The sequence below is a fragment of the Aquipseudomonas ullengensis genome (genome assembly GCF_014174475.1).
In the GTDB taxonomy this organism is placed as follows: domain Bacteria; phylum Pseudomonadota; class Gammaproteobacteria; order Pseudomonadales; family Pseudomonadaceae; genus Aquipseudomonas; species Aquipseudomonas ullengensis.
In genome coordinates this window covers 23,768-38,334 of sequence record NZ_JACJUD010000007.1, presented here as the reverse complement: position 1 = coordinate 38,334, position 14,567 = coordinate 23,768, and the positions used below count along the sequence as shown (strand labels likewise).

Annotated in this window: 14 protein-coding genes; 8 read left to right on the top strand and 6 right to left on the bottom strand. The window is 65.9% G+C overall.

Going from position 1 to position 14,567, the window contains the following annotated elements:
• Nucleotides 1–265 precede the first annotated feature (265 nt).
• Together H3H51_RS18550 and H3H51_RS18545 are read right to left on the bottom strand one after the other, a co-directional pair.
• Nucleotides 266–1,024: a spermidine synthase gene (locus H3H51_RS18550; protein WP_183090568.1), complete on the bottom strand. Its 759-nt coding sequence runs from the start codon at nt 1,022–1,024 to the stop codon at nt 266–268.
• Nucleotides 1,021–1,989: an AraC family transcriptional regulator gene (locus tag H3H51_RS18545; protein ID WP_183090567.1), complete on the bottom strand. Its 969-nt coding sequence runs from the start codon at nt 1,987–1,989 to the stop codon at nt 1,021–1,023. The genes H3H51_RS18550 and H3H51_RS18545 overlap by 4 nt, the downstream gene beginning before the upstream one ends.
• A gap of 103 nt (nt 1,990–2,092) precedes the next feature.
• Between H3H51_RS18545 and H3H51_RS18540 the strand changes: the two genes are divergently transcribed.
• From H3H51_RS18540 to H3H51_RS18515, 6 genes are all read left to right on the top strand, one after another.
• The gene (locus H3H51_RS18540) at nt 2,093–3,442 is read left to right on the top strand and encodes a flavin-containing monooxygenase (RefSeq protein ID WP_183090566.1); all 1,350 of its coding nucleotides are present in this window, start codon (nt 2,093–2,095) and stop codon (nt 3,440–3,442) included.
• Nucleotides 3,423–4,349, top strand: coding sequence for a bile acid:sodium symporter family protein (locus H3H51_RS18535; RefSeq protein WP_183090565.1), 927 nt, complete (start codon nt 3,423–3,425; stop codon nt 4,347–4,349). Before H3H51_RS18540 ends, H3H51_RS18535 begins: the two co-directional genes overlap by 20 nt.
• Nucleotides 4,349–5,131 (top strand): SDR family NAD(P)-dependent oxidoreductase, encoded by a 783-nt coding sequence (locus H3H51_RS18530; protein WP_183090564.1) that lies wholly within the window; start codon nt 4,349–4,351, stop codon nt 5,129–5,131. Before H3H51_RS18535 ends, H3H51_RS18530 begins: the two co-directional genes overlap by 1 nt.
• Nucleotides 5,131–5,874, top strand: a complete 744-nt coding sequence (locus H3H51_RS18525; RefSeq protein WP_183090563.1) for a sulfite exporter TauE/SafE family protein — start codon at nt 5,131–5,133, stop codon at nt 5,872–5,874. Before H3H51_RS18530 ends, H3H51_RS18525 begins: the two co-directional genes overlap by 1 nt.
• Nucleotides 5,871–7,661 (top strand): N-acyl-D-amino-acid deacylase family protein, encoded by a 1,791-nt coding sequence (locus H3H51_RS18520; protein WP_183090562.1) that lies wholly within the window; start codon nt 5,871–5,873, stop codon nt 7,659–7,661. Before H3H51_RS18525 ends, H3H51_RS18520 begins: the two co-directional genes overlap by 4 nt.
• Nucleotides 7,662–8,151: 490 nt before the next feature.
• The gene (locus H3H51_RS18515) at nt 8,152–9,498 is read left to right on the top strand and encodes a class II 3-deoxy-7-phosphoheptulonate synthase (RefSeq protein WP_183090561.1); all 1,347 of its coding nucleotides are present in this window, start codon (nt 8,152–8,154) and stop codon (nt 9,496–9,498) included.
• Between the two features lie 90 nt (nt 9,499–9,588).
• Here H3H51_RS18515 and H3H51_RS18510 read toward each other — a convergent pair whose 3' ends face one another.
• From H3H51_RS18510 to H3H51_RS18500, 3 genes are all read right to left on the bottom strand, one after another.
• A complete protein-coding gene (locus H3H51_RS18510) occupies nt 9,589–10,794 on the bottom strand; it encodes a winged helix-turn-helix domain-containing protein (RefSeq protein WP_183090560.1) in 1,206 nt (401 codons plus the stop codon).
• 10 nt (nt 10,795–10,804) lie between these two features.
• A complete protein-coding gene (locus H3H51_RS18505; protein WP_183090559.1) occupies nt 10,805–11,275 on the bottom strand; it encodes a DUF3291 domain-containing protein in 471 nt (156 codons plus the stop codon).
• 84 nt (nt 11,276–11,359) lie between these two features.
• Nucleotides 11,360–11,611, bottom strand: a complete 252-nt coding sequence (locus H3H51_RS18500; RefSeq protein ID WP_183090558.1) for a DUF1127 domain-containing protein — start codon at nt 11,609–11,611, stop codon at nt 11,360–11,362.
• Between the two features lie 96 nt (nt 11,612–11,707).
• On the opposite strand from H3H51_RS18500, the gene H3H51_RS18495 reads away from it, so the two are divergent.
• Complete coding sequence (locus H3H51_RS18495) at nt 11,708–12,562, top strand: LysR family transcriptional regulator (RefSeq protein WP_183090557.1); 855 nt, start codon at nt 11,708–11,710, stop codon at nt 12,560–12,562.
• A gap of 125 nt (nt 12,563–12,687) precedes the next feature.
• Here H3H51_RS18495 and H3H51_RS18490 read toward each other — a convergent pair whose 3' ends face one another.
• The gene (locus H3H51_RS18490) at nt 12,688–13,443 is read right to left on the bottom strand and encodes a sulfite exporter TauE/SafE family protein (RefSeq protein ID WP_183090556.1); all 756 of its coding nucleotides are present in this window, start codon (nt 13,441–13,443) and stop codon (nt 12,688–12,690) included.
• Nucleotides 13,444–13,544: 101 nt separating this feature from the next.
• On the opposite strand from H3H51_RS18490, the gene H3H51_RS18485 reads away from it, so the two are divergent.
• Nucleotides 13,545–14,504: a LysR family transcriptional regulator gene (locus tag H3H51_RS18485; protein ID WP_183090555.1), complete on the top strand. Its 960-nt coding sequence runs from the start codon at nt 13,545–13,547 to the stop codon at nt 14,502–14,504.
• The last annotated feature ends 63 nt before the right edge of the window (nt 14,505–14,567 follow it).

Here is a 14,567-nt window from a genome sequence, read left to right as displayed (position 1 = left end):
AGTTCCAAAGCTGCACATGCCATGTAGGACCCTGAAGGGTCACCCTGGCAGCCGTGTAGGCGGGGATTTGCGAAAACTAAATGAATAAAACGTCAAGGATAGTCCGCGTGGCGGACAAGCAGCGAAGCCTGCGCTTCGTGAGATTGCATCACCTGAACGGAGCCGGTTTTAGCCGGGCGCGAATCATACAGGAAAAAAGCTGACGACTGGGCAGGTTTTTAGCAGAGCCGCCGGGCGGTAATTTTTCACGGCGACCTGGCACCCCTCAACTGGCCGGGCGCATCACATCCAGCAGCGACTGCAGCGAATAGCCCAATTGCGGCGCCAGGGCCGCCGCGCGCGCGGTGAGCTGGTCCATTTGCATGGGCTGATCAATATCGGCCGGGACCAGCAGGATGACGTTGCCCTCCTTCACCGGGATCTCCCAGTAGTGCCGGTGATACAAGCCACGCAGCAGCGCCGCGCCCAGCGGCCGGCCGTCGTCGGTGCCCCACTGGTTGATGATCAGCCAGCCGCCTGGATTGAGGCGCTTCTGGCAGTTTTCCAGAAAACGCCAGGCCAGGTGCCCAGCCGCCGGGCCCGTGTCGGTATACAGGTCGACGAAGATCAGGTCCGAGGACTCGGCGCTGCCCAACAGTTCCAGCGCATCGCCGGTGCGGATATACAGGCGCGGATCGTCCTTCAAGCCCATGTACTGCATGGCCAGGCGCGGCACATCGGGGCGCAGTTCGATGGCTTCGACATCGTCCAGCGACGGCAGGAAATGCAGGCAGGCCTGGGTCAAGCTGCCAGCGCCCAAGCCGAGGAACAATGCGGTCTCCGGCGCCTCATGGCACAGCGCGCCGATCAGCATGGCGCGGGTGTAGTCGTACTCCAGCCAGTTGGGGTCGCGGGTGAAGGTGCAGCTTTGCTCGATGGCTTCGCCGAACTCGAGGAAACGGTAGTCACCCACCTCGAGCACGCGGATCACGCCAAATTCGTCATGTACCTCGGCGAGCACGCGCTCATCGCGCACCTCGCTCATTCGCCCAACCCCTGGCGGAACTGCCCAGGCGTAATCCCGCTCCAGCGGCGAAAGGCCTTGGCGAAGGCACTTTCATCGGAAAAGCCCAGCCGCTCGGCCACTTCGACCAAACGCGGAGACTCGCGCAGTTGCTGCTCGGCCATGCGATACAGCACCTGCTCACGCAGCAGCCGGTAGGAACTGCCCTCCTCGGCCAGCTTGCGATTGAGGTGGCGCCCACTCAGGTCGAGCTGTTCGGCGATGCGCTCCTTGCCCCAGCGCGGCTGCGCGCGCAGCAGCTGCTGCACGCGCGCACTCAGGCTCTGCGTGCCCAGGCGTTCGAGCAGGCTGTCGGCCAGGCCGCGCAAGTGCTCGCACATCAGGGCATTGGCCTGAATCAACGGCACCTGCAGGTCATCCTGGGCGAACACCAGGGCGTTCTCACTGGCAGAAAACTCCAGCGGGCAGGCCAGCAGCTCCTTGTAGCGCGCCTCGTCGCCCCGCGCGGCATGGCGCAAACGCAGCAGCAACGGACTGATCTTGTTACCGGTGACCCAGCGCGCCAGCGACACCAGACTGGCCATCACCGCTTCGGTGCGCTCTTCCTTACGCACCTGATAGTGCGCCTGGTAGCGCAGGACCACCTGCGCGCCTTCGCTGTGCAGGCTGAACTCGCTGCCCTCGCCGATGATCGGGTAGTACTCGAGCAAGGCTTCCAGCGACTCACCGAGCGACTCGCTGCTCATCAGCAACGCGCCAACCATGTCCAGGTGCCCAACCTGCAGCGCGCAGCCCAGACGCAGACCCACCAGCGGGTCATCCGCAGCCGTGCAGAAGGCTTGCCACAGCGCGTCCTGGCGGGCCAGGGGAATGCGCGCCAGGTTGCCCAGCTCGCGCACCTCGGCCGGCAAAGGCAGGGCCAGGCGTTCGGCAGCCTGAAGAATGGCCTGGGCGTAATGCACGGTGACGGAAGGCGTAGTGCTCATGGTCCTGAATTAACCGGGTGGAGTCCTGAATGAGCCATTACGGCGGAAGGGAGGCTGCATATGCTTACGGAATAACTAAAGAAAGACAATTGAGACGCCTTGTATGCACGCCATTATCGGAGCCGGCCCCATGGGGCTGGCCGCTGCCCGCCAACTTCAGCGCTATGGTATCCCCTTCGTCGGCTTCGAGCTGCATGCGGATGTCGGCGGCCTGTGGGATATCAACAACCCACACAGCACCATGTACGAATCGGCGCACCTGATCTCGTCCAAGGGCACCACTCAATTCGACGAATTCCCCATGCCTGCCGAGGTACCGCATTACCCGCGGCACCAGCAGATCGGCCAGTACTTTCGCGACTACGCGCAGCACTTCGGCCTGCATGAGCATTACCAGTTCAACACCCGCGTGGTGCAGCTGGAGCGCCTGAACCGGGGGTGGCGCCTGGTCAGCGAGAGCAACGGCGTACAGCGCGAATGGCAGTTCGATGGCGTGCTGATCGCCAACGGCACCCTGCACAAGCCCAACCAGCCGGCCCTGCCCGGCGACTTCAGCGGCGAGCTGCTGCACTCTTCGGAGTACCACTCGGCCGAGGTCTTCGCCGACAAGCGCGTGCTGGTCATCGGCTGCGGCAACTCGGCCTGCGACATCGCCGTGGATGCCGTGCACCGCGCGCAATCGGTCGACCTCTCGGTGCGCCGTGGCTACCACTTCCTGCCCAAGTTCATCCTCGGCAAACCGACCGACACTTTTGGCGGCGCGATCAAGCTGCCGCGCCGGCTCAAGCAACTGATCGACGGCCTGTTGGTGCGCGCCCTGCTCGGCAAGCCGTCGCAATACGGCCTGCCTGATCCGGACTACCGCCTGTACGAGTCGCACCCGGTGATGAACTCGCTGGTGCTGCACCATATCGGCCATGGCGATATCCAGCCGCGTGGCGATATCCGCGCGGTCAGCGGGCGCACCGTGACCTTCGCCGACGGCAAGCAGGCCAACTACGACCTGATCCTGCAGGCCACCGGCTACAAGCTCGACTACCCCTTCATCAACCGCGCCGAGCTGAACTGGCCGCAAGGGGCCGGCGCGCCGCAGCTGTACCTCAATGTGTTCCACCCGCTGCACGACGACCTGTTCATGCTCGGCATGATCGAGGCCTCGGGCCTGGGCTGGCAGGGCCGCGCCGAGCAGGCCGAACTGGTCGCTCTGGCGATCCGCCAACAGCAACAGGGCAGCGACGTAGCCAAGCGCTTCCGCGAACTGGTCCTGGCCCGCTGCGGCAAACGCCTGGACGGCGGCTACAGCTACCTGGAGCTGGAACGCATGGCCTACTACGTGCACAAGGACACCTACCGCGCCGCCCTCAAGCAGCACATCGCCGAGCTGCGCCAGAACCTCGCCCCCGTGCCCCCGACTTCGCCTGAGGAAAGCCTCGATGCCTGCCGTCAATCTTGAGTTCTCCCCAGCGGCGATGATCGCCCTGAACCTCATCATTGCCCTGATGATGTTCGGCGTATCACTGGAGCTGCGCGCCGACGACTTCAAGCGCATCCTGCGCACGCCGAAGGCGCCGCTGATCGGCCTGCTGGTGCAATTCGTCCTGCTGCCCGCCAGCACCTGCCTGCTCACCGTGCTGCTGCCGATCGACCCGAGCCTGGCCCTGGGCATGATCCTGGTGTCCACCTGCCCAAGCGGCACCTTCTCCAACATCATGACCTGGCTGGGCCGCGGCAATGTCGCGGTATCGGCCAGCGTCACCGCCGTATCGAGCATCACCGCCGGGATCTTCACCCCGCTCAACTTCGCCCTGTACGCCGGCCTCAACCCCAACACCCGCGCGCTGCTGACCGAAATCAGCGTCGACCCGGTCGAACTGCTGGTCATGGTCGCCCTGGTGCTGGTGCTGCCGATGGTGCTCGGCATGCTGCTCGGCAAGCGTCGCCCGAACCTGGCGCACAAGCTGGAAAAGCCGCTGCGCAACTTCTCCCTGCTGGTGATGCTGGCCTTCGTCGGCGGCGCCTTCAGCAAGAACTTCGCCCAGTTCACCGAGCACTTCCACCTGTTCTTCTGGCTGGTGGTCGGCCTCAACGCCATGGCCCTGATCCTCGGCTACCTGTGCGCGCGCCTGTGGCGCCTGCCGGAAGCGGACGTACGCGCCGTGACCCTGGAAACCGGCATCCACAACTCGGCCCTGGGCATGGCGCTGATCTTCACCTTCTTCCCCCAATCCGGCGGCATGTTGCTGATCGCCGCGTTCTGGGGCTGCTGGCAGCTGCTGGCGGGGCTGGTTCTGGCCCTGTACTGGTCGCGCCGCCCACCCGCCGACTCTGCTGCCGTAGCACTCGGCCAAGGAACTAACTGATGCGCGTTGTCCTCATCACCGGCGCCGCCAGCGGCCTCGGCTGGCACCTGGCCCGCGCCTGCCATGCGCGCGGCGACCACCTGCTGCTCACCGACATCGACGCCGGCGGCCTGGCCGCGCGCGTGGCCGAGCTGGACCCGGCGCGCGTGCTCGGTATTGCTGGCGACATCTGCGACCCGGATCTGCACCGCGAATTGCTCAAGGGCTGTCGCAAACGCTTCGGCCGTCTCGATGTGCTGCTCAACAATGCCGGCATCACCCACCGCTCGCCCACCGTGCAGACCGACCCGGCGGTGTTTCGCAAGGTCATGGCGGTGGACTACCACGCGCCGCTGGAGCTGACCCTGAGCGCCCTGCCGCTGCTGCGCGAAAGCCGTGGCCAGGTAGCCGCCATCGGCTCCATGGCCGGCTGGATGCCGGTACTCGGCCGTGCCGGCTACTGCGCGGCGAAAAGCGCCCTGGGCCAGGCCTTCGAGGTGCTGCGCGCAGAGATCGACCGCGACGGCATCCACCTGCTGATGGTCTACCCGAGCTTCCTCGACACACCGATCGACCGTAACGCCCTGGGTGCCGACGGCAAACCCGCCGGCCACGCCCGCTCGACCATCGGCAAGGTACGCCCCGCCGATCGCATGGCCGAACAACTGCTCGATGCCCTCAAGCGCCGCCAGCAGCGGCTGTTCCCGGATCGCGGCAGCTGGGCAGCCAGCCTGCTCTGGCGCATCGCCCCGGCCTTCTACTACCGGCAGATGAGCCGTCGCTTCGCCGGGGAGATGGGTTGATGGCTTACGCCCCTTTTGCCCTGGGTGCCTTCATCCTGCTGGCCTATACCCTGGAAGCCATCACCGGCTTCGGCAGCATCGTCATCGCCCTGTCCCTCGGCGCACTGCTGCTGCCCATCGACCAGTTGCTGCCGGTTCTGGTGCCGTTGAACATCTGCATGACCGGCTTTCTGGTAACCCGCCACTGGCGCCTGATCGACCGCCGTCTGCTGCTGGGCATGATCCTGCCGGGCATGGCCCTCGGCACCCTGATCGGCTACCTGCTGCTGCCGTACCTGGACGCCGTCTCGCTCAAGCGTGGCTTCGGCGTGCTCATCCTATGGTTCGCCAGCCGCGAACTGTGGCGCCTGCAACGCAAGACCCCGCCGCGCGAGCACACGCCGAACTGGGTGATGCGCCTGGCCACCACCGCCGCCGGCATCTGCCACGGCCTGTTCGCCTCCGGCGGGCCGCTGCTGGTGTTCGCCCTGGCCACCACCTCCCTGGACAAGGCACGCCTGCGCGCCACCCTGGTCAGCGTCTGGTTCACCCTCAACAGCCTGCTGACCATCGCCTTCCTGTTCGACGGGCGCCTGACCCCGGCCCTGCCGCAGGTGCTGACCTACGCGCCGCTGCTGCTGGTCGGCGTGTGGCTGGGCGAACGCCTGCACCACCTGGTCGACGAACGTCACTTCCGTATCGCCATCTACGCCCTGCTGCTGGTTACCGGCACGCTGCTGATCGCCCCTTGGAGCCTGATATGAGCTACGACATCATCATCAAGAACGGCCTGCACTTCGACGGTACCGGTGCGCCCGGTGCGCTGCGCCACATCGGCATCAAGGCCGGGCGCGTCGATGCGGTCAGCCTCAGCCCGCTGGATGAAAGCGGCTGCAACGAGGTGCTGGACGCCGCCGGCCGTTGGGTCACCCCGGGCTTCCTGGAAATCCACTCGCACTACGACGCCGAAGTAATCGCCGCCCCGGCGCTCAAGGAATCGGTGCGCCACGGCGTGACCAGTGTGACCATCGGTTCCTGCTCGATCAGTATGGTGCTGGCCGATGCCGAGGACTGCTCCGACCTGTTCACCCGTGTCGAAGCGGTGCCGCGCGAGTATGTGCTGCCGATCCTGCAGCAAAAGAAGACCTGGCGCGACGCCGCCGGTTACCGCGCTTTCTACGACCAGCAACCGCTGGGGCCGAACCTCAGCTCGTTCCTCGGCCACTCCGAGCTGCGCGTGGCGGTGCTCGGTCTGGAGCGCGCCACCAGCCGCATCAAGCCCACCGAAGCCGAACTGCAGCGCATGGAGCAGTTGCTGGAAGAGGCCCTGGATGCCGGCTGCATCGGCCTGTCGGTGATGACCACCAAACTCGACAAGATGGACGGCGACCGCGCCTGGTCCAGCCCGCTACCGTCGACCTTCGCCACCTGGACCGAGTTCTCCCGCCTGTTCGCCGTACTGCGCCGGCGCAACGCGGTGATGCAGGGCGCACCGGATGCGGTGACCAAGGTCAACGTGTTCGCCTTCCTCTACCAGGCCCACGGCTGGTTCCGCCGCCCGCTGAAGTGCTCGATGCTCACCGCGCTGGACCTCAAGTCGCAGCCGCTGCTGCACCGTTTCACCCGTTTCTCCGGCTGGCTGGCCAACCGCGTGCTGCGCGGCAACTTCCGCTGGCAGACCCTGCCGGCACCGTTCACCCTGCGCCTGGAAGGGCTCAACGTGAACGCCTTCGAGGAGTTCGGCGCCGGCGAGATCCTGCGCAACATCAAGGACCCGGACGAGCTGTACAGCAAAGTGCTGGAGCCGGAGTTCCGCGCCCTGTTCAAGAAGCAGGTCAAGGCCGTCCTCACCAAGGGCCTGTGGCACCGCGACTTCTCCGACTGTTGGGTGACCGAATGCCCGGACGCCGCGATGGTCGGCAAGAACTTCAAGCAACTCGGCCAGGCCCGCGGCCTGGATGCAGTGGATGCCTACTTCGAACTGGCCTGCCAGTACCGCGAGGCCCTGAAATGGACCACCTGCTACGGCAACCAGCGTCTGCCGGTGATGCACAAGCTGCTCTCCAGCCCGTGGACCCAGCCAGGCTTCGCCGACTCCGGCGCGCACCTGCGCTCCATCGCCCAGTACAACTTCCCGCTGCGCTTCCTCAAGTACGTGCGTGACGCGCAACTGGCTGGCACCCCGTTCATGGAACTGGGCCAGGCCGTGCGCCGCTGCAGCGGTGAACTGGCCGATTTCATTGGCGTCGACGCCGGGCACCTGCGTGTCGGTGATCGCGCCGACCTGGTGATCATCAACCCCGCCGGCCTGACCGATGAGCTGGACGCCATGAGCGAGGCGCCGATGGAGGTGATCGGCCTGGAGCGCGTGGTTAAGCGCAACGACGACGCGGTGGACGCCACCCTGATCAACGGCCGCATCGCCTACCGCCGTGGCAGCGAATACCCGGTGGAGCTGGGCAAGCAGCAGGGTTTCGGCCGCTTCCTCGTCAGCCACGACGTGCTGCCACGCAGCGGCGTTGCCGCCTCGCTGCAGCCCGCCATGGCGTAGGGCGGGTAGCAACGTAGGGTGGATCACGCTTCACCGATCCACCGAGCGGGAGCCTTGGTGGATGAACAGAGCGCCATCCACCCTACATGCTGTAGCGCGCCAGCGTTGTCGTAGCACTGCAGCAACACGATCCATTCCTCGCCTCCCCCATCGACGAGGAATAGCTAGAGGGCCCGCCCTCGATAAATCAGGTGCCGCCAAGAGCACCGAACCCGGATGCAGTCCGGGAACAGAGTGGTCTGCCATCCCAGCGTGCAGTCGGGAGGCAGCCAGCCTGGTTACGTATCCGCCAGAGGCCCTCCTGCCAGCAGCCAAGTATTCGCTGGCAGGCAGGCCTCTGGCGGATACCCATCTTCTGCCTTCCCCTGCCTCGCTCTGCCCCTCGCCATGCCGTCTCATGCAGCGGCTCTATCGCGCCTATCGGCTTGCCCGGCCAGGCTGATCGGTTACCATGCCAGTCCGCCTGAATAGCCGATAACCGAGAAGCCCGATGTCGCACACCTGGAGCCCCGAAAGCTGGAGAAGCAAGCCGATCCAGCAGCAACCCGTCTACCCCGACCTCGACCACCTGCAACGTGTCGAGCAGACCCTGGCCGGCTATCCGCCGCTGGTGTTTGCCGGTGAGGCACGCGAGCTGCGTCGCCAGTTTGCCGAGGTTACCCAGGGCCGGGCCTTTCTGCTCCAGGGCGGCGATTGCGCGGAAAGCTTCGCCGAATTCTCCACGCTGAAGATCCGCGACACCTTCAAGGTGCTGCTGCAGATGGCCATCGTCATGACCTTCGCCGCCGGCTGCCCGGTGGTGAAGGTCGGGCGCATGGCCGGCCAGTTCGCCAAGCCGCGCTCCGCCAATGACGAGACCATCGACGGCGTGACCCTCCCGGCCTACCGCGGCGACATCGTCAACGGCATCGGCTTCGACGAAAAAAGCCGCGTGCCGGACCCGGACCGTCTGCTGCAGGCCTACCACCAGGCCACCGCCAGCCTCAACCTGCTGCGCGCCTTCGCCCAGGGCGGCTTCGCCGACCTGCACCAGGTGCACCAGTGGAACCTCGACTTCATCGCCAACTCGGCGCTGGGCGAGAAGTACAGCCAACTGGCCGACCGCATCGACGAGACCCTGGCGTTCATGCGCGCCTGCGGCATGGACGGCGCCGCGCAGGTGCGCGAGACCAACTTCTTCACCGCCCACGAGGCCCTGCTGCTCGGTTACGAGCAAGCCTTCGTGCGCAAGGACAGCCTCACCGGGCGCTGGTACGACTGCTCCGCGCACATGCTGTGGATCGGCGACCGCACCCGCCAGCTGGACGGCGCTCACGTCGAATTCCTGCGTGGCGTGGAGAACCCCATCGGGGTCAAGGTCGGCCCGAGCATGGACCCGGACGAGCTGATCCGCCTGATCGACATCCTCAACCCGGATAACGATCCGGGCCGTCTCAACCTGATCGTGCGCATGGGCGCCGACAAGGTCGAAGCCAACTTCCCGCGCCTGCTGCGCAAGGTGACAAGCGAGGGCCGCCAGGTGCTGTGGAGCTCCGACCCCATGCACGGCAACACCATCAAGGCGTCCAGCGGCTACAAGACCCGCGACTTCGCGCAGATTCTCAGCGAGGTGAAGCAGTTCTTCGCCGTGCACCAGGCCGAGGGCACCTACGCCGGCGGCATCCACATCGAGATGACCGGGCAGAACGTCACCGAGTGCATCGGCGGCTCGCGACCGATCACCGAGGATGGCCTGTCGGATCGCTACCACACCCACTGCGACCCACGGATGAACGCCGACCAGTCCCTGGAACTGGCCTTCATGATTGCCGAAACCCTCAAGCAGGTGCGCCGCTAAGGCGCCACGCTTCCTGTAGGAGCCAGTTTGCTGGCGATCAGCTCCCAGCGGGCCGGTTGATCGCAAGCAAGCTGGCTCCTACAAGGGCAATCAGCACAACAAGGGCCGCAAGCGCGCGGCTTCGACCGAGCGACAATTCAGCACCACCTGCGGCAACCCCAGCCACGCCGCCAAGGCCTGCAACTGCCCGGCCAGCGCCAGCAGTGCCTCCTCACTCAACCCCGCCTCTTGCACATGCACGGCATGCACCGCCAGGCGCCCGTGTGCGCGCTCGCTGCGCAGGTCGACCCGCGCCTGCAAGCGCTCGCCATGCAGGAATGGCAGCACGTAGTAGCCGTACACACGCTTGTGCTGCGGGGTGTAGATCTCCAGGCGATAGCGGAAGTCGAACAGCCGCTCGGTGCGCTCGCGCTCCCAGATCAGCGAGTCGAATGGCGAGAGCAGCGCACTGGCCGTGACCTTGCGCGGGATGCGCGGCTCGCCCCGGCAATAGGCCGGCTGCTTCCAGCCCTCGACCTGCACGGGCAGCAACTCGCCCGCCTCGACCAGTTCGGCCAGGCGCACGCGGCTATCGCCGGCATCCAGACGGAAGTAATCGCGCAAATCCCTGGCCGTGGCCACGCCCAATGCATCGGCAGAGCGCAACAGCAATTGGCGCTGGGCCTCGCCCTCATCCAGCTCGGGATGCTCGAACTGGGCGCTGGGAATCACCCGCTCTGGCAGGTCGTAGAGACGCTCGAAGCCGCGCCGTCCAGCCACCGTCACTTCGCCAGCGGCGAACAGCCACTCCAGCGCATGCTTCTCCGCACTCCAGTCCCACCAGGGCCCGGCGCGCTCGGTGCGGGTGCTGAGGCTACCGGCGCCTAAGGCGCCCTGTTCGCGCACGCTGTGCAAGACCCGCTGGATCACGCCCTGCTGCTGGCGACCGAACTCGGCCAGTTGCCGATAGATACCCCGCCCGTCCGCCGCCCGGCGCATGCGCCAGCGCAGCAGCGGGTAAAGCTCCAGCGGCAGTAGCGAAGCCTCATGCCCCCAGTACTCGAACAGCGCGCGCCGGCGGGGCTTGCCCCAGGCCAGGTCGTCGAGCAATTGCGGGGCGTAGTGCCCCAGGCGGGAAAAGGCCGGCAGGTAATGCGAGCGCACCAGGGCGTTGACCGAGTCGATCTGCACCACGCCGAGCCGCTCGATCTGCGCCTGCAACTGGCGGTGCTTGATCTCTGCGCGTGGCGCACGGGCAAAGCCCTGGGCACTCAGGGCCAGGCGACGGGCTTCGGCACGCGACAGGGAAACAATCATGCAGCCGATGCTAGCAGGACGACTCGAGCGTCAGCACATCCGGCGCCGGAAATGGCTGGCGAAAGCTGAACGCCTGGGCGCTGGCGCCAGACCGGCGATACAGCGCCAGGCGCTCGGCCGCCTCCTCGACGCTGGGCAGGTGCCCCGCCGGCACCCACCAGAGCACCATGTGCGCCTCTTCGACCTTGTCGAACCACTCGCGGCGGCGCTTGAGCATGTCGGTGTGGTCGGACCTGTAGACGTAATCGCTGAGCGCCTGCACATCGCTCCACAGCGACAGGTTGACCAGCACATCCTCGCCAAAGGGGCGGATCGCCGTGGCATCGCCCTCCTCGTCCTGCAGGCGCCAGACATAACCCGGCGACGCCTCGGCCAGAGCATTGATGCGCTCCAGGTTGGCGACAAAATCGGCCATGCCCGGCGACTCCAGCGGCGCCTTCATCAGCGCGATGTTCAACTGGGCGAGGTGATAGATAGTCATATGTGCTCCCTGCTAACGAATGGATCCATCGTTCAGTCCCCTTTGCCCGCGCGCCACATCCACGATTCAACACGCCCGTTGCCGCTACGCCTCAAAGCCTGCCTTGGGCTTGAGCGGGTCGTCCCAGAATGGCCGCTCGCTTTCCTGCATCACATCCGCGCGGTTCAGGCCGATGTCCTTGAGCGCGCTGTCATCCAGCGTCGCCAGCAGACGCCGCTGCTCGGACAATTGCCACCAGCGACGCACTTGCTGCCAGATAATGGTAAGCCGAAGTGCCGGACGCAGACGCCGGAAACTGACCGTTTGAGCGATGGCATAACCTTTTTGACCTTTCATCTCGTCGCCCTCCTGTGGGGTTGGCGCCAGTCTCGCTTCAGCCTTAAGATCAATCCAACGAATGTTTCTTATGCCTGGCATCTGGGAGATTGATGAATGGCCCACTACCCGAGCATCGACACCGAACTGCTGCGCAGCTTCGTCGCGATTGCCGATAACGGCGGTTTCACCCGCGCAGCCGAAGCGGTCAACCGCACCCAATCGGCGGTGAGCATGCAGATGAAGCGCCTGGAAGACGACGTGGTGCAGCGCCCACTGTTCGAGCGCGAAGGCCGCCAGGTGCGGCTGACACCCGAAGGCCAGGTGCTGTTGGGCTATGCGCGGCGCATCCTCAAGCTGCACGGCGAGGTGCTCAACACCCTGCGCGAGCCGCACATGGTCGGCTCGGTGCGCATCGGCACGCCGGATGACTACGTGATGCGCTTCATGCCGGGGATTCTTGCGCGCTTCGCCCAGGCCTATCCGCTGGTGCAGGTGGAACTGCACTGCGAACCCTCCGGCATGCTGCTGCAACGCCAGGATCTCGACCTGACCATCGTTACCCGCGAACCGGGCAAGGAAATCGGCCAACTGCTGCGCCAGGAACGCTTCGTCTGGGCCGAAGCCCTTGGCTTCAGCCCCCACGAGCAGACGCCCATCCCGCTGGCCATGTTCAATGTCGACTGTTTCTGCCGCGCCTGGGCCTGCAACGCGCTGGATGCCATGGAGCGCGAATACCGCATCGCCTACACCAGCCCCAGCCTGTCAGCGATCTTCGCCGTGGTCAGCGCCGGCCTGGCGGTCACCGCGCAACTGCAGAGCCTGATCACCCCGGACATGCGCATCATCGGCGAAGCCGAAGGCCTGCCCACCCTGCCGATGACCAGCATCGTGCTGCTGCGCAATGCACAGACCCACTCACAGGTCACCGAGACCCTGGCCGAGCACATCGTCGAGGGCTTCCGCCTCTAAGACTTATCGGCGGAAAATGTTTCGCAGTTTTCCACCCTACGCACAGGGCGTCGTCGTAGGGTGGATAACGCTTTGCTTATCCACCACCGGCCACAGCGCAACGCCCAGCAGCCCTGAGACACCAACTACTGCAGCAACAGTCCCACCGAGCAGGCCAGCAGGAAGCCGCAGAACAGGCTGCGCAGCAGTTTGTCCGGAAGCGCATGGGCGATGCGCACGCCCCAGCTGATGCTCAGCAACCCACCGCAGGACAGCGCCAGGCCCATGCCCCAATCGACCTGGCCATGGGCGGCGAAGGTGGCCAGCGTCACCCCGGTGCTGGGCAAGGCCATGGCCAGCGACAGACCTTGCGCCACCACCTGGCTCAGGCCGAACACGCTGGTCAGCACCGGCGTGGCGATCACCGCGCCGCCCACCCCGAAGAGGCCGCCGGCAATCCCGGAGAAGGTCCCCAGCAGCGCCAGCTGACGGGCGCTGGGTGCAGGCTGTGCACCCAACTCCGCTGGCGAGGGGCGGTACAGGCGCCAGCCGTTGTACAGCACCAGGGCCAGCAGGAAGCCGACGAACAGGTAGCGCATCACCTCGTTCGAGAGATTCGCCGCGACGTTCGCGCCCACCAGAGCCCAGCAGAAACCTGCCAGCGCCAACACACCCGCCCAACGCCAGTTGATCCGATTGCGCTGGTTGTAGCGCCACAGCGCCAGCATCACGTTCGGCACCACCATCACCAGCGCGGTGCCCTGCGCCAGATGCTGATCGAGCCCGAACAGCAGGCCGAGCATGGGAATTGCCACCAACCCGCCACCAATGCCGAACAGCCCGCCAATGGTGCCCAGGCACAGGCCCAGACCGATATTGATCAGTACGTCAGTCAACAGCATGCAACCTCCAGATTTGCGTGACGCCCATGCTAACGGCCGTTGCCTGGAACGGAAACGCACAAGCCTGCACAATGGCTGTGTCAATAACGCACAGGCCCACCATGAATCCGCCGCAGCTCAGCGAACAACTCGACCTGTTTCTTGCCGTACTGGAAAGCGCCAGCTTTTCCGCCGCAGCGCGCCAGTACCAGTTGACGCCGTCCGCCGTGGCGCGGCGCATGGACAGCCTGGAACAGGCCATCGGCGTCAGCCTGTTCCTACGTAGCACCCACGCCGTACGCGCCACGCCGGCCGGCATCGCGTTTGCCGAACGCGGGCGGCGCATCCTCGACGAATTGCGCCTGGCCCGCGCCGAAGTGCTGTCGCTGAGCAGCGCCCAGGAAGGCCTGATCCGCATCGACGCACCGACTCCGTTCGGCCGTCGCCACCTGGCCCCGGCGATCGCCGACTTCCTTGCGGCCAATCCCGGCCTGGATATCCAGCTGCGCCTGATCGACAGCTTCATCGACCTGGACGGCGAACACCTCGGCGAGGTCGATGTCGTGATTCGTATCGGCCCACTGGCGGACAGCCGCCTGGTGGCCACGCCGCTGGCCTCGATGATGCGCATCGCCTGCGCCAGCCCCGCCTACCTGCGCCGCCGCGGCACACCGCTGAGCCCGCAGGAGTTGAGCGGCCACGACGGCCTCGACTGGGACACCCTGGCGCCGGCCTATGCCTGGCGCTTCGCCCGTGACGGCAAGCTGCAGCTGCAACGCCCCGGCCGCCTGCGCATGACCAGCAACAATTGCGAAACCCTGCTGCATGGCGTACTCAACGGCCTGGGCATCGCCCACCTGCCAAGCTGGCTGGCCAGCGAATACCTGCTGCGCGGCGAGCTGCAACCGCTGTTCTGCGACAACGGCCTGCCGCCGCCCGAGCCCAGCAGCGTCTACGCCCTGCGCCTGGAGCGCGAAAGCAGCCCGCGGGTGCGCCTGCTGCTGGCCTTTCTCGGCGAACGCTTCGGCCACCCGCCGCCCTGGGACCAGGCCCTGCACAACCGGCTGCCGGTGGGCAGCTGAAATGAAAAAGCCCGGCACATGGCCGGGCTTTTTGTCACACGCGGTACAGACGGAAGGCGTAGA

Excerpts from the sequence above, each read along its gene's own strand:
- H3H51_RS18550 (WP_183090568.1), bottom strand. The coding sequence starts at position 1,024 with ATGAGCGAGGTGCGCGATGAGCGCGTGCTCGCCGAGGTACATGACGAA.
- H3H51_RS18535 (WP_183090565.1), top strand. The coding sequence starts at position 3,423 with ATGCCTGCCGTCAATCTTGAGTTCTCCCCAGCGGCGATGATCGCCCTG.
- H3H51_RS18530 (WP_183090564.1), top strand. The coding sequence starts at position 4,349 with ATGCGCGTTGTCCTCATCACCGGCGCCGCCAGCGGCCTCGGCTGGCAC.
- H3H51_RS18510 (WP_183090560.1), bottom strand. The coding sequence starts at position 10,794 with ATGATTGTTTCCCTGTCGCGTGCCGAAGCCCGTCGCCTGGCCCTGAGT.
- H3H51_RS18520 (WP_183090562.1), top strand. The coding sequence starts at position 5,871 with ATGAGCTACGACATCATCATCAAGAACGGCCTGCACTTCGACGGTACC.
- H3H51_RS18495 (WP_183090557.1), top strand. The coding sequence starts at position 11,708 with ATGGCCCACTACCCGAGCATCGACACCGAACTGCTGCGCAGCTTCGTC.
- H3H51_RS18540 (WP_183090566.1), top strand. The coding sequence starts at position 2,093 with ATGCACGCCATTATCGGAGCCGGCCCCATGGGGCTGGCCGCTGCCCGC.
- H3H51_RS18515 (WP_183090561.1), top strand. The coding sequence starts at position 8,152 with ATGTCGCACACCTGGAGCCCCGAAAGCTGGAGAAGCAAGCCGATCCAG.
- H3H51_RS18505 (WP_183090559.1), bottom strand. The coding sequence starts at position 11,275 with ATGACTATCTATCACCTCGCCCAGTTGAACATCGCGCTGATGAAGGCG.
- H3H51_RS18490 (WP_183090556.1), bottom strand. The coding sequence starts at position 13,443 with ATGCTGTTGACTGACGTACTGATCAATATCGGTCTGGGCCTGTGCCTG.
- H3H51_RS18500 (WP_183090558.1), bottom strand. The coding sequence starts at position 11,611 with ATGAAAGGTCAAAAAGGTTATGCCATCGCTCAAACGGTCAGTTTCCGG.
- H3H51_RS18525 (WP_183090563.1), top strand. The coding sequence starts at position 5,131 with ATGGCTTACGCCCCTTTTGCCCTGGGTGCCTTCATCCTGCTGGCCTAT.
- H3H51_RS18545 (WP_183090567.1), bottom strand. The coding sequence starts at position 1,989 with ATGAGCACTACGCCTTCCGTCACCGTGCATTACGCCCAGGCCATTCTT.
- H3H51_RS18485 (WP_183090555.1), top strand. The coding sequence starts at position 13,545 with ATGAATCCGCCGCAGCTCAGCGAACAACTCGACCTGTTTCTTGCCGTA.